This window comes from Phnomibacter sp. (assembly GCF_036803085.1).
In the GTDB taxonomy this organism is placed as follows: Bacteria; Bacteroidota; Bacteroidia; order Chitinophagales; family Chitinophagaceae; genus Phnomibacter.
In genome coordinates, this window is the sequence record NZ_DAIRUZ010000002.1 from 651,060 (window position 1) to 665,575 (window position 14,516).

General features: G+C 46.9%; 10 protein-coding genes and 1 tRNA gene. 7 read left to right on the forward strand and 4 right to left on the reverse strand.

The features are described 5' to 3' along the window. The first annotated feature begins 1 nt into the window (after window position 1). The 4 genes from V7Q13_RS06535 (at window position 2) to V7Q13_RS06550 (ending at window position 6,373) form a co-directional block, all read left to right on the forward strand. Entirely contained in the window at window positions 2-2,122 is a 2,121-nt protein-coding gene (locus V7Q13_RS06535) for a tetratricopeptide repeat protein (protein ID WP_333799877.1), read from the forward strand. 12 nt (window positions 2,123-2,134) lie between these two features. Next, a complete protein-coding gene (locus tag V7Q13_RS06540) occupies window positions 2,135-3,349 on the forward strand; it encodes a hypothetical protein (RefSeq protein ID WP_333799878.1) in 1,215 nt (404 codons plus the stop codon). A gap of 188 nt (window positions 3,350-3,537) precedes the next feature. Then, the gene (asnS, locus tag V7Q13_RS06545; RefSeq protein WP_333799879.1) at window positions 3,538-4,992 is read left to right on the forward strand and encodes an asparagine--tRNA ligase; all 1,455 of its coding nucleotides are present in this window, start codon (window positions 3,538-3,540) and stop codon (window positions 4,990-4,992) included. A gap of 175 nt (window positions 4,993-5,167) precedes the next feature. Next, a complete protein-coding gene (locus tag V7Q13_RS06550) occupies window positions 5,168-6,373 on the forward strand; it encodes a hypothetical protein (protein ID WP_333799880.1) in 1,206 nt (401 codons plus the stop codon). A gap of 331 nt (window positions 6,374-6,704) precedes the next feature. Here the strand turns inward: V7Q13_RS06550 and V7Q13_RS06555 are convergent, their stop codons facing one another. Then, window positions 6,705-6,866 (reverse strand): hypothetical protein, encoded by a 162-nt coding sequence (locus V7Q13_RS06555; protein WP_333799881.1) that lies wholly within the window; start codon window positions 6,864-6,866, stop codon window positions 6,705-6,707. 118 nt (window positions 6,867-6,984) lie between these two features. Here V7Q13_RS06555 and V7Q13_RS06560 point away from each other — a divergent pair. After that, window positions 6,985-7,057, forward strand: a tRNA-Phe gene (locus tag V7Q13_RS06560). Window positions 7,058-7,293: 236 nt separating this feature from the next. Here the strand turns inward: V7Q13_RS06560 and V7Q13_RS06565 are convergent. The 3 genes from V7Q13_RS06565 to V7Q13_RS06575 form a co-directional block, all read right to left on the reverse strand. Continuing rightward, on the reverse strand, window positions 7,294-9,726 hold the full coding sequence (locus V7Q13_RS06565) for a fibronectin type III domain-containing protein (protein ID WP_333799882.1): 2,433 nt from the start codon (window positions 9,724-9,726) through the stop codon (window positions 7,294-7,296). A gap of 70 nt (window positions 9,727-9,796) precedes the next feature. Further along, entirely contained in the window at window positions 9,797-10,285 is a 489-nt protein-coding gene (locus tag V7Q13_RS06570; RefSeq protein ID WP_333799883.1) for a hypothetical protein, read from the reverse strand. A gap of 10 nt (window positions 10,286-10,295) precedes the next feature. Further along, complete coding sequence (locus tag V7Q13_RS06575; RefSeq protein WP_333799884.1) at window positions 10,296-10,484, reverse strand: hypothetical protein; 189 nt, start codon at window positions 10,482-10,484, stop codon at window positions 10,296-10,298. Window positions 10,485-10,657: 173 nt separating this feature from the next. Here V7Q13_RS06575 and V7Q13_RS06580 point away from each other — a divergent pair, with 173 nt between their 5' ends. Together V7Q13_RS06580 and V7Q13_RS06585 are read left to right on the forward strand one after the other, a co-directional pair. Continuing rightward, window positions 10,658-13,723, forward strand: a complete 3,066-nt coding sequence (locus tag V7Q13_RS06580) for a sensor histidine kinase (RefSeq protein ID WP_333799885.1) — start codon at window positions 10,658-10,660, stop codon at window positions 13,721-13,723. After that, window positions 13,713-14,471: a LytR/AlgR family response regulator transcription factor gene (locus V7Q13_RS06585; protein WP_333799886.1), complete on the forward strand. Its 759-nt coding sequence runs from the start codon at window positions 13,713-13,715 to the stop codon at window positions 14,469-14,471. Before V7Q13_RS06580 ends, V7Q13_RS06585 begins: the two co-directional genes overlap by 11 nt. Window positions 14,472-14,516 lie beyond the last annotated feature (45 nt).

Consider the following 14,516-nt stretch of genomic DNA (forward strand, 5'->3'; position numbering starts at 1 on the left):
CATGAAAACGCTCCTCTGCTCACTCCTTGCTGTGCTGTTGTGCGTTGGTATGCAGGCACAACCCAAGCCCAAAGCCAATCCAAAAGCCAGCATCAATGCCGAAATGGCGGCAGAAATAAAACAACTGGAAAAAGACATTGCCCAGCTGGAAGCCGACATGAAAACCATGACCGATGCCGATGAGTTGGCCAACGCCAAACAAGAACTCAGCATGCTGCGCCAGCAATTGGATATGCTGAAAAAAATGGGCGGCATGCTTAACAACGCACAAGGATTGATGCAAGCGGCAGGCATGGATATGAATGCGGAAGAACCGATAGTACCTAAAAAGAATCCGGCCAAAATTGCTGCCATACCAGCCACCCCTGCTACTGCAGCCATGCCAGCTTATTTGCAAAAATTACAAATGGCCATCGCTGCAAAAATTTCTGCTGCCGACAAAACCGAAGCCGACAAACTACTGCAAGCTGCTGGCAGCTCCGTACATGCAGCCAATGCAGCCGTGGGTTTGTGGATGGGCAAAATGCCCCTGCAGGCACTATACGTGATGAGTAAGACTGCCGTAGCAGATGCTGCCAACCCTAACACCCTCAACAACTACGCCAGCATGCTGAGCATGGCCGGTGCCGAACAACTGGCACTGCCCATTTTGCAACGGCTCAACCAAGAGTATCCCCGCAACAGCACCATCCTCAACAACATAGGGCAGGCATGGCTGGGTTTGGGCGATTTGCTGAAAGCCGAACAATACCTCGACAGCGCTATCCGTATTTACCCCGGCCACTCGCAGGCCAATTTGGCCAAGGCCAACATATCCGAGAGCAAAGGCAATACCAAAGCCGCTGCCGAAGCCATCCGCAAATCGCTGGATGAATCGTTCAGCAACGATAAGGTAAATCAACTGCGTAAATACGGTGAACGATACAATGGTAGCAACCTGCGCCTCCCCTCCACCATGCCTGCCGATGCACTGGGCCTGCACCGCTTTACCTGGCCAGCCTATCCTGCCACTGTAGAGCAATCGGTAATACTCGAAAAAGAATGGGATAAGTTCAAGGAGCAATGCCGGCTGGAAATGGCAGAACTGAAAATTAAATATGAACGAACCCAACAGCAAGCATTTGAAGAACAGCAGCAACTCAACCATGCATTGCTCAACTACAATCCCTTTAGCGGAGTGCCACCACCGCAGCCATTGCCCCCTTTTGCCGAAGCTGCCAGTATTAAGCTACGCTACTACATCGAAGACAAAGACGGTGGACAACAATTCCGCATTCAAAAGCTGGCCCAGGCTATGGCCGATGCCCACCAAAAAGTAGCACTGCTTGACCAACAACGGCAGGCAGACCTCAAGGCGGTGCAAGAAAAATATGACCCCCTCATTGGCGAAGGCCGCCCCAACCCGCTGGAGGCCTACTGCGCCGAATACAATGCTGTGAACTCAAAATTTTTAGCCGCCGCCAACCCCTTACTGGAGCGCAGCTACAAAAATTGGCTCGATGAAAACCTGCGCCGCCTCAACAACGAAATGTATTACTACCAGTACATTCAATGGCCCACCCAATTTGAAGCCACCAAATTGCAAGCCAAAATAAGTTGGCTCAGCGCCATTGCAGATCAGCCGGTGCAGTTTGCTGCCCTTGGGCCATTTTGCAAAAGCAAACCCCAAACTCCGCCCTCCGGTAAGGGCCTTGCCGAGTTCGACGACATTGCCTGCCAGTACAACAGCAGCATGGACCTCGGTTTGTTCCAGATTACCAGCAACTGTAGCCGCCTCAGCGGCCACCTCAAACTGGGGCCGGTGGAGTACAACCGCAAAATAGACATGGACAAAGACATCCTGCTGGCCGCTTCTTTGGAAGTCACAGCAGGCGTAAGCAAAGGCTGGGAAAAGGGCCCTGTGGCGGCCGAAGCCAAAGCAGAAGTACGGGGCAAGCTGGAATGGAACGACAAACAAATTACCAACTGGACCGTGACCGCCGAAGCAGGGGTAAGTGTAGGCAGCAATCTTGGTTATGGCGATAAAAGCATCGAAATTGCAGGTGCCACTGCCCAAATAGGCATGAACAGCGGCCCCAGCCTCAGCGGCCGCGGATTGCTGCAAGGTGTGCAGATAAAATAGCCTTTACCCATTATGAAAAAGTTCATCCCCAGTCTGCTGCTCATTGGTGCTTTGCACCAAGCGGCATTTGCCCAAAACGTAGGCATTGGTACCAATACGCCTACCGGTCCCCTCAGTTTTGCCAGCCAGCTGGGCAATAAAATTGTGCTCTGGGGCGATGGAAATGCTGCCCATTATGGATTGGGCATTCAGGGCTCTACCCTGCAGCTGTACGCCGATGCCTTCAACAGCAACATCAGTTTTGGCTATGGCCGTAGCGGAGCATTTACCGAAAGGGCCCGCATTTACAACAGTGGCATCGAAGGCATGTACCTCAATGGCCGCCTGCACCTACGCAACGGCGATCCCACTAACCTGGGTGGTGGTGGCGGCGTTTGGCTGTACAACCCCACCAATACCGCTCAAATTGGTTTTATGGGTACCCAAAACAGCCAAAACATCGGCTTTTATGGCGGCAGTGCCGGCTGGGGCTTCACCTACAACACCAGCAACAGCCGGGTGGGTATTGGCAACGAAAACCCCAATGCACCATTGGCTTTTGGCCCCACGCTGGGCAAAAAAATTACCCTTTACCCCGGTGCCACAGGCGATGTGGGTTTCGGTGTGGCCGGCAACCGCTTGCAGATTTACAGTGACAATCCCAATGCCGATGTAGCCATTGGCTACGATGCTTCCGGCCTTTTTAATGAACGTTTTGCGGTGAAACCAAACGGTGCACTGGCAGTGAGCGGCAACACCGGCAATGCAGGACAAACCTTACAATCCAACGGGTCAGGAGCCTCCGCCAGCTGGACTTCGCCCTCCAACTGGTTGTACAACAATGTGCAGGTGATGCGTCAACCCAGCAACGCTTACACCATTGCCGCCAACGCCAACGACATCGTTATTCCCGGTATAGAAACCGGTACATTCTCCATTAACCTGCCTTCCGCCAACAACAAAATCATCCTCAATTTCACCACTTTTCTAGGGTCTACATTTTGCACTTTTTGTGAGCATTCCTACGCCAGCTTCAATGTGCGGGTATTCAGAAATGGCCTGCTGCAAGGCAACTTTATCGACAATGCACAAATCGTCAACGGCACAAACATGACCTACTCTTCCGGCGTAGAACTCATTACAGGTGGTGCCGGCACCTACACTTTTTCGGTTTCGGTTACTAACAGCAACACCCACAACATCATCGTATTTGCCAGCCGTTTGTTTGTCGCTGCTATTCCGCAATAGCAGCTAGACCTTTGGGTAAATGTTTGGCACAATAAACCATTGTGGGCATTTACCCGCTGCCTGTATCTTTGCAGCCCCCCAACAGGGGCTTTTTTTATGATACCAACTGCAGTGCTCATGGCAGCTGCGTTGTGTCACTCACTTGTGGCTGCAGTGCATACTTCAGCTTTAAAAACAGAACATGCTTTATGGCTTTCAACATTCGTACAAAAATTAAGGACGCTCTGGTTAGTGACCCCACTAACCAGCACATTATTATCATGGGTTGGGTGCGCACCTTTCGCAGCAACCGTTTTATAGCCCTCAACGATGGCAGCACCATCAATAATATCCAGATTGTAGTAGACTTTGAAAATACCGACGAAGTCCTGCTCAAACGCATTACCACCGGCGCCTGCATCAAAGTAAGCGGCCAACTGGTACCCAGCGTAGGCAGTGGCCAAAAGGTAGAAATCAAGGCCGAGCAAATAGAAATATTGGGCGACAGCGATGCCGAAAAGTTTCCGCTGCAACCCAAAAAACACAGCCTCGAGTTCCTGCGGGAAATTGCCCACCTGAGGATGCGTACCAACACCTTTGGTGCCGTTTTCAGGGTGCGCAACACCCTCGCCAGCGCCACCCACGAATTCTTTCAGGGTCGCGGCTTTGTGTACTGGAACAGCCCCATCATTACCGCCAGCGATGCCGAAGGTGCCGGCGAAATGTTTCGCGTCACCACCCTGCCCATTGATGGCAGCGCCCCCCGTACCGACGATGGCAGCATCGATTTCAGCCAGGACTTTTTTGGCAAAAGCACCAACCTCACCGTAAGCGGTCAGCTCGAAGGCGAACTGGGTGCCATGGCCTTTAGCGAAATCTACACCTTCGGCCCCACCTTCCGTGCCGAAAACAGTAACACGGCCCGCCACCTCGCCGAGTTTTGGATGATTGAACCCGAAATGGCGTTTTACGACATCGAAGACAACATGAACCTGGCCGAGGCGTACATCAAGTTCCTCATCAAAGCTGCTTTGGAACGCAACGCCGACGACCTCGAATTCCTCGACAACCGCCTGAAAGACGAAGAGAAAAGCCTGCCGCAAGACAAGCGCAGCGAGTTGGGCCTCATTGAAAAACTGGAGTTTGTGCTCAACAACGAGTTTGAACGCATCACCTATACCGAAGCCATCGACATCCTTCGCAACAGTACCCCGTACAAAAAGAAGAAGTTTCAGTACGATGTGCAGTGGGGCATCGACCTGCAAAGCGAACACGAACGCTACCTAGTAGAAAAGCATTTCAAAAAGCCAGTAATCGTAACTGGTTATCCTGCCGCTATCAAGGCCTTTTACATGCGCATGAACGATGGCTGCGAGCCCGGCAAAGAAACCGTTGCTGCCATGGACATCCTCGCCCCCGGCATTGGCGAAATTGTGGGCGGTTCACAAAGAGAAGAACGCTACTACAGGCTGGTGGCCCGCATGGAAGCCATGGGCGTACCCACTCATGAAATGGAGTGGTTCCTCGATACCCGCCGCTTCGGTGGCTGTCCGCACAGCGGCTTTGGCCTTGGCTTCGAACGCATGGTGCAATTTGTAAGCGGCATGACCAATATCCGCGACGTGATACCTTTTGCCAGAACACCAAAGAACTGCGAGTTCTAATAGAGAATGTGTCAATGGTGATTGAGTGAAATTATTGCTTGATATACCAATCCCCGGTTGCTGGTCAGCCGGGGATTTTTTTGCGGCAGAAGAGCGGCAGTCAACGCTCAAATTCCCTGTTTTCGTTGATAAGCCGGTTGGGCTGTAATGCTGATTTTAGCAGCAAATACTCCCCATGAAAGAAAAAGCCCTTGTCAGATTACTGCTGTTGTTGATGATGCAGCAACTATCCCTAATAGCAACTGCACAAAACGTGGGCATTGGCACCAATGCACCTACCGGCCCGCTAAGTTTTGCCAATACATTGGGCAATAAACTGGTGCTGTGGGGCAATGGCAACAACGCCCATTATGGCATAGGTGTACAAAGCACCTATTTGCAACTCTATGCCGATGTTGCCAATTCCAATATTGCCTTTGGTTATGGCCGTAGTGGCAGCTTTACCGAACGGGCCCGCATTTTTAATTCCGGCCTGGAGGGCATGTATCTGAATGGCAGGTTGCACCTACGCAATGGTGATGCTACCAATGCCGGGGGCGGCGGTGGCATATGGCTGTATAAGCCCGATAATACTGCCGCTATTGGATTTATGGGCACTCAAAACGACAGAAACATTGGCTTTTACGGTGGGCCCACACAATGGGGCTTTACCTACGATATTACAAATGGACGTGTGGGCATTGGCAATAACCTGCCCAATGCACCGCTGGCATTTGCCGCTACCCTGGGCAAAAAAATTACCCTGTATCCCGGTACGTTGGGTGATGCGGGCTTTGGCATGGCAGGCAACCGTTTGCAGATATACAGCGACAACCCTAATGCAGATGTGGCCATTGGCTACGATGCAGCAGGTACATTTAATGAGCGTTTTTCTGTGAAACCAACCGGTGCACTGGCACTTACCGGCAATCAGGGTGCCAATGGTGAAGTAGTAACCAGTGGTGGAGCAGGGCCAGCTTATTATAGCCGGCCAGGATATTATTACCAGGCCAAACAGTCTGGTTTTTCTGTATCTGCGAATGAAAACGGGCCGTCGGTAGATGTGCCCGGGCTAACGGCGGCTATCAACCTGGCTACACCAGCCCGTGTTGTATTTCATCTTTCAGGCAATTATTCGGGCAATTATTGTCTTGCCTGCGAAAACCCCAGCGCTACCATGCTGTTGTACCGCAATATTGTAGGAGGAACAGAATTGGTTCGGTCTGCTTATTCCGGCGGTTTGGGTTATGCCTGGCGATCGGGGGTTTTGGCCAGTGGTCCGATAGTGGTGGATTACCCGGCAGGAAGCTATACTTTCAAGGTAATGTTCAACAACTCGGGATACACCGATGTGCTTTCACTATCGAACGCCTTTCTAACCTGGCAGATATTTCCCAATTAATCATTTGTTAGCAACCTTGCTCTGCATGCCTGTAATGGCACAATTGTGTGGCATCGGGTAAGAAGCAAAGGAGAATGCCAACACGCCACTAGCAGATTTCGTTTGCTGTTCAGTCGGAGTTTTTGGTAAAAAAACAGGGCGCCGGTAGCTGGAATACCGGGCCCCGTCACTGCTATTCGGATCCCTTTCTAGGTGGGTAATAGCCGGTTGGAGTAAGATAAGCGGCCAGGTATACAAAAAAAGGCGACCGCTTACAGACGGCATAAAATTAGGTGGCAGCCACCACGATGTGGCATGTTTGGGATTATTTTTTTGGGCGTTTAACCATTGATTAGCAACTATTTACACTAAGGGCAGTGGGGGTAATATTGATGATGGTGCTCGTTTGGCACAGCCACACCTGCGTATAGCTGCAGCCATTGTTCAGACTAACGGGCTCACCCTGATCGGCCATACCTGATTCGTTTTTAAATTTCTTTTTTGCCGATTGCATTGAGCACCTATATTTGCAGCCCCGAAAGGGGAAAGGATGGTGCGGTAGCTCATCCCGATAGCTATCGGGAGGTAGAGCGAAAAACTGAAAATCCTTGTGTCGATAACAGATACTGAATGGTGCGGTAGCTCAGTCGGTAGAGCAAAGGACTGAAAATCCTTGTGTCGCCGGTTCGATCCCGGCCCACACCACAACAACAAAAAGACTCGCTGATTAGCGGGTCTTTTTTGTTTGGGCAAATTATTTATTTCATGCCCTTACACAACAAAGCCCTCCCGAAGGAAGGCCTTGTATTGGCGTGATGAGAAAAAGGAGCGTGTTTCAGTCGTATGAAAACGGTTATTGTTTGGGCTTGCCGGATACTTCCAGCGTGGCACCCGGCTCAATGATGATGTGGCTGCCGGAGGCTTTCAACTTCCTGTGTACTTTATTGCCTTATGAGGTTTCCATTGACCCTAAACAACTTACCTGATACCACACGTAGGGTGGCGCCTGCGCTGATCGTCTGGGGCACATTTAGAATACATTCACCAGTTCCATTGATTAGAATAATATTACCAGCAGGGAGAGGATTCGGCGGCAAAATGGATGGCGACCAATTAGATGGGTTGTTGAAATTACCGCTACCTACAAATGTATAAACGCCTGCACAGTAAGGGGCAATTGTGGACAAAGTGCCATTTTGATTGTCAATTGTTCCAAATTGATTTTTTGCTTTAATAAGATAAGAATAAGTTGCACCAACAGTCAAACCAGTATTATTCAATTGGGTTGATACAATATCAGCTAAATAAAGCTGGCCATTTCTGTACACATCATATGAAGTTGCATTTGCTGATGGTGTCCAACTAACTTTTATTTGGCTTAATGTCACGTTGCATTCAGGAGCAACTGAAAGTGTGAACAAGCCAGGTAAAGTAGGTGCACAATTCAACGCAGTTACTGCCAGTATTCCGTTGCTGTTGTTGGTATTACCCGCTGTATTCTTTGCTTGTACATAATATGTGTACTGCGTACCTGCTGTTAATCCGGTATTAATGTACTGGGTAGTGGTAATATTGGGTGCCAGCAGCGTTCCGTTTCGATAAATATCATACGATGTCGCATTTGCTGATGCGGTCCAGCTAAGAGGCACCTGGCTGCTGGTGCCGCTACATTCTGGTGTGGCAGTTAGTGTAAAAGTACCCGGAACTGCAGGTGCACAATTCAACGCTGTTACAGCCAGTGTTCCATTACTATTGTTGGTATTAACCGCTGTATTCTTTGCTTGTACATAATAGGTGTACTGGGTGCCTGCCGTAAGTCCGGTATTAATGTACTGGGTAGTGGTAATATTGGATGCCAGCAGCGTTCCGTTTCGATAAATATCATACGATGTCGCATTTGCTGATGCGGTCCAGCTAAGCCGCACCTGGCTGCTGGTACCGCTACATTCTGGTGTGGCAGTAAGCGTAAACGAGCCGGGCAAGGCTGCATTTGATGCTGTAGTAAATGATCTTACTTGTGAGTAATTAGTATTAATGTTACAACCAAAAGCTTTAACTGTCCAGTAGTATGTTGTACCTGGCTGCGGTGGGTATGTAGCATTAGTTGGCCATAAATAACTTGATGTAGTTCCGGTAGCTTTATTTACCCGAACCGTTGATGATTCCATGACAGTCGATGCAAAACCATTTGCAGGAGTCCATCCGGCATTTGAAGTAGAAACCTGAATGCGATAAGCTAATCCCGTTACGGTACTTGGCAAATCATTCCAATCAAAATTAACAGGAATTGAAACCCCAGCTGCGCCAGCATTGGGTGCTATTAAAACCGGTATAGTTGGCACACAAGTAGTAGTAAAACTTCGAACAGGAGAATAATCAGAAGATTGGCCACATACAAAAGCTTTTACTGTGTAATAGTAAGTAGTTAATCCAGCTGGAGGAAACAGATCTGTTAATTCCCAAGAAAGATTAGAAATTGAACCAGTGTTACGGTTAACCCTTATTGTAGAATTTTCTGTAGTAGCAGAAGTAAATCCGTCCTTTGCAGTCCAACCACTGTTAGAGGTAGAAACCTGAATCCTATACTCAGGATTTGTACCGGTAACATCATTCCAATCAAAATATACAGGAATGCCTGTATTGGTTTGATTTACTGCAGGAGTAGAAAGCTGAGGAACAATTGCATTACATGATGACCGGACAGTAAAAGAACTTCTGTCAACAGATATCAGTTTTTGGTCAGCATTCAGATAATAAACAGCGAAATGTAAATGCTCAGAAATTGCGTCTGGTGAAACTTTATCAACTTTACCAATAATTTCATTTTTTGATACAAAGGCTCCTGGTGTGCTTTTTTTTGCCGTAATGTTTGACATGTGCAAATACCCAGAATACCAAGTTTTTCCATTAGTTACATGCCGTATCAACAACTGCCCATAAGAACCACCAGACCACCCGCTTAGATTTGCAATATATCCATCGTCAACTGGATAAACATCTTTACCGGCATCAAAGTTACTTGACAAATTACAATCCCATGCGTATGTATCGTTAGCTTGTGAAATGCCACCATTTGAAGTATGTCCTCCTGTTTGATGTTGACAAAAGCCCCATATGGTTGTTCCCATCCAAGGGCAGCTAGTTGGGGGATATTGGTATGTAACTGTTCCTATAATAGGTGACATCAAAGTAAGCGGCACATCCGATGGATTTTGAGCGTAAGAAAACTGAGTTGAAAGAAATACATAAACAAAGGCAATTCTCCGAAAGCCCTTTTTTAGAAAGTTTTTTTGGAACTTTTTTTTCAAAATTGCTTGTGATAGTGTCTTGCCAGCAAATGAAGTGATCAAAAACAGCGTACCAATTTCTTTCATTTTAAATCATGGTTTACCAAAAAAGAATTTAATATTGGTTGAGTATTTCTATCAAGTAGATTTATCGACGTTAAATGCATCTTTGCCCGCATCCTGCCGGAAACCCGCCGCTGTCGGATATTTTTTCCCAGTTTAATTGTTTAGTTTCAAAATCCATAACTAACCTCCCTTTTATCCAGTAGTAATTACCCGAAAGTGAACCGCGCCACGAGGCAGTCATTGTAATGATCAATTTGTTTGTCAGCTTACTGATTCTTGTTTGGCAAATTCCATTTTCGTCTTTCCCCCAATGTATTTCAGCTTTGTTCTCACGGCCACCGTAGCTCGAACAGCATCCCATAAGTTTCACAGATGCGGAATTTGCGATGTCTTGAATTTCTTGACGCAGGTCTGTATCATTCTTTAGCTCAGCACAATCGTCCTGTTGTTTATTGTGCAGCGAATCAATAATCAAAGCAGAATTTTTCTGTTCCGTTTTATGAACATCAAGCGAAATAGTCCCAGTGGTGGGTAAAAGCAAACTAAGAATGATGGCGGTAGTTGATAGCATATTTGTCATAAATTATATTTTAAAAAAGTTTGCTCACGTTGAGGCGCAAATGGCTCCGGCGAAAAAAGCCATATTTGAAGCCGACTATAAAATTGGTATTGTCGATTTTGGCAGCGTTTACACCAGCTTTAATGCCAAAATCGAGCCCTTGCGCAAATGAGGTTTGGAGCAAGCACAACAGTGCTGCAGCAGCAATTAGTTTCTTCATGAAAGTTTGGGGTTTTTGAATGGGGGTTTAGGGTTTCGATGGTTTGAAAATAGCATCGCTTGTAACAAAACATGCTTTGGCAATCACCAAACCGCCAAATAGAAGCATGAAACCGGCTGTTCCATCAATCTTCGGTGCATTTTGAGTAGTACTGCGCTTTACATTTATGCTACATGAAACCCTTGTTCGTTTGTGCTCTCTTTGTTTGCTGTTCCCTGGTTGTACATGCACAGCAGGGCCGCTATCCTGTAATGCTGGATATAGGCAAGCAATACAACCTGCAGGGCTCTAACTGGACGGGCCTGGTGGTGGGAGAAAACGGGGCTGTTTACGCACATTCACAAACCGGCGGAGTATACAGGATACATCAGCAACAAGTACAACCCTTGCTTGCCACTGTAAATACAATACCTGCTTCATTTCAAAACAGCATCCTGTTTTATCAGCACGGCTTTTATATGCATGATATGGCCAATGGTATGCTATTCAAGCTGCTGGCAGATAGTTTGCATCCTTTTAAGGCCATTCGGTCGGGCAGCACATTCATTCTGAGCAAAGGGGTCATTTTTTTTGAAGGAATGCCCCAGCCACGCACAGCTACTTATTTTGATGGCCATGCTTTTACCAGTGTTACCATTCCGGCACTGCTACCCGGTACCGATACTGTAGCCTGGCAGGCGGCGGCATTGCGGCATAGCGTTACAGGCGAACTGCTACTGGCCATGCCCCATCAGCAGGGCAGTAATCTGTACCGATTCGATGATAAACAAAAACGATTTATATACTGGCAATATTTCAATGCTCCACCCGGCTTTAGCTGGACCTATTATTTACCCAATGACCAAATACTGTATTACCCTATCAATACATCAACGGCAAATGTGACATGGCGCATATTAGATGCACAGGGTAATTCACAAAACGCAGGTTATACAGTTTCGTTCGTCAGCAATTTTCCGGCTGAATATGTTTTGCAAAAAAACGGTGAGCAATACCTGATAGATTTTAAAAACAGGGATACATCAGCAATGCCAGTTCCCCGCCTGCTTCAATCTGATAAAGTACAACAAACCTTTTTCCACAAACAAACTCAAGCGTATTACGTGGGCAGTACCAATCGGGTGGCCCGAGTTTTTCAGCATGTGTGGGAGTACCCTCAACTCTACAATCAAAATAACAGCAATGCCAATCATACCATTATCCAAACGGCTAATGGTGATGTGTATATAGGAAGCTACACGGGAGCCTTTACAAAAATTACAACCAAAGGCATTGTGCCCATGCCCAATGAACGGGCTATACTACCAGGTGGCCTCGGGGTGGGCAATACCATCAATTTCTTTTCAGAAAACTGGAGTGGGCTGGTACAAATTACCGGTACCAGACAACGCCGATCTCTCACCCGGTTGAAACCAAAACTCAGCAACACTGGCTTCTATCTTACTTATAACAGAGACAGCAGTCGCATACTGGCAGGCTTTGGCGGTGATAGCAGTTTTGGTATGATGCCCGTCAAAGAGTTTATGGCAGGCAGTGCTGACTGGACGAGTATTGGCCCTGGAAATGGTGTGCAAATAGCCAACATCCTTACCCTTGCCGAAGATCCCAAAGGAAGAATAATTTTTGGCAGAACAAGCCAAGGCTGGGGTGTGTATGATACTATCAGCAAAAAAGCAACCAGCTATCTCAAATCCAACAAGCAAACACACATTGGTGTCATGAGCAGCTACTGCGATAGCTATGGTACCATGTGGCTGGGCACCGATGACGGATTGTGGTACTACAATGGTAATAAACCAGGTATTATTACCCCTGCTAGTCTTTCACAAATACAACATCCTTTACTTAGCGAAAAAACCAATATCAGTGCCATCAAACAATGGGGCAATTACTTACTTATTGGCAAAGGACAACGGCTGCTATTGCTACCACTTGGCGCATCAGCCAGCTATGCAACTCAACCCATCCAACTTCGCTATCTACATCCTTTTGAATTGCCCATGACGAGTGGTGTAGAACAAAACGCCATGTTGGTTGATCATCGTGACAGCAGTGTGTGGGTGGCTACAACAGATAATGTGTTTCAAGTAATGCTGAAACCATGGCTACAGCAAACTTTTTATAAAGCTGAGCCATCTATTTCCATTATTACCGGTACCGATACATTATTGGCCAAACCTGGCCAATCCATTCAGCTGCCACCTACAAGCAACAGTTTAGCAGTAGATATATTGTATCAATGTGCAGATAACCTGCCCAGATTGCTGCAGGTAGCACTGGTAGCAGAAGGCGACAGCATCCGGTGGAGCAACGTTACATTAGACCATCATTGGGAAGCGTTTAATAAACAAACAGGAAAATATACATTTTACGTTCGGGTGTTTGAGCAAAGCGGTGGCACCTATGAATATGCATTTCCCATAACCATCCGTAAATTTTTGTGGCAGCACTGGTGGTTCTGGACCCTGCTATCCATCATCATTATTGCTGCCTTTGCATTTTACTTAAACCTGCGCAAACGCAAGCAAATTGCTGAAGCAGAAACCAAACGCATGCAAGCAGAAACCAATGCCCTGCGTAGCGAACAAAACAGGCAACTCACCAACATGCAAGTGAAAAGCCTGAGTAATCAATTTCGGCCACACTTTATTCTGAATGCACTCAACACTGTAGGAGCACAACTGTACGATAAACCCGAGGTAGATGAAGTGCTCGGGCAATTAGGAGACAGTATCGGCATTATTTTCAGAAATTCACAGCAAGGTAGTATCGCACATGCATTTGCGCAGGAGTGGAAACTGGTGCAAAGTGTAATTAATATCAAACAGATGGAATACCATCATGCAGTAACAGTGCACTATCCCGACGAAGCAACTGTAACAGCTCTTGCTGAATGGCAATTACCCATGGGTATCTTGCAAATACCTGTAGAAAATGCCCTCATTCATGGTTTGCGCAATAAAGAAACAGGCAGCAAACATTTATACCTCGGCTTGCAAGAAACGCCAGATCATTTACTGATAACTATTGAAGACAATGGTGTAGGAAGAAAGGCCGCCGCCAGTATGACCAATCATCGAAACAATGGCGTTGGAACCAAAAATTTGCTGGCCATTATTGACTTACTCAACCAGCACAATGCTGCACAATTACATTTTAATATAGCAGATGTACCCGCTCCAGACACCGGCACAAAAGTTAGTATCAGCATCCCTAAACAATACAACTATGCACTCTGAAAACCAGCTCAAATTTGTCATCATTGAAGACATTCCCGATGTAGCAACACGCCTGCAATATGAAATGAAAAGATTTGCAGGTTGGAATTATATCGGTAATGCCAAAAGTGTACGCGAAGCCAAATGGCTGATAGAGCAACAACAACCGCATTTGCTTTTTTGCGATTGGGATTTGATAGGTGGGTCTGGTTTTGAAGTGCTGAAATATGTGCAAACCATCAGTAACTATCAACCATTTGTTGTGTTCAATACAGGGTTTCAGTCCGATCATCCGGAGATAGCTGAAGAACTCATCAACACCTATCGGCCCGATGTATTTATCAATAAACCCTATTGGAAAAAATTGCAGGAACAGTTGCCCGACATTGTAGTAGCTGCACAGCAGAAAATTGTCCGCAAAGAATCAGTAATCAGCGATTGCTGGATATCGAGTGCCGAAGGAAAACAGCTGAAAGTGGCTGCGCAAAATATCATTTGCATTGTGCAGGCAGTTGACCATCCCCGACAAAAAATCATTCATACTACCCAGCATAAAAACGGAATTCCATGCTTACTTACCTGGCAAGAAGCAACCAGTTTATTGCAAGCCCATCAAATAGATTTTTTTGTGGTAAACAAACGTCAGGCTATTGTTTGCAAAACACATATCTCCGGCACCGACAGGCAATACGTTCACCTCACCGGGCTTCCGTTTAAAGTAGAAATAGTAAAAGAATTACAGAAAGAGTTTATGCAGTGGCTAAAGTAATCAGCAAAGGCACAAAATGGATATTATGCCTTTGCAATACTTCAT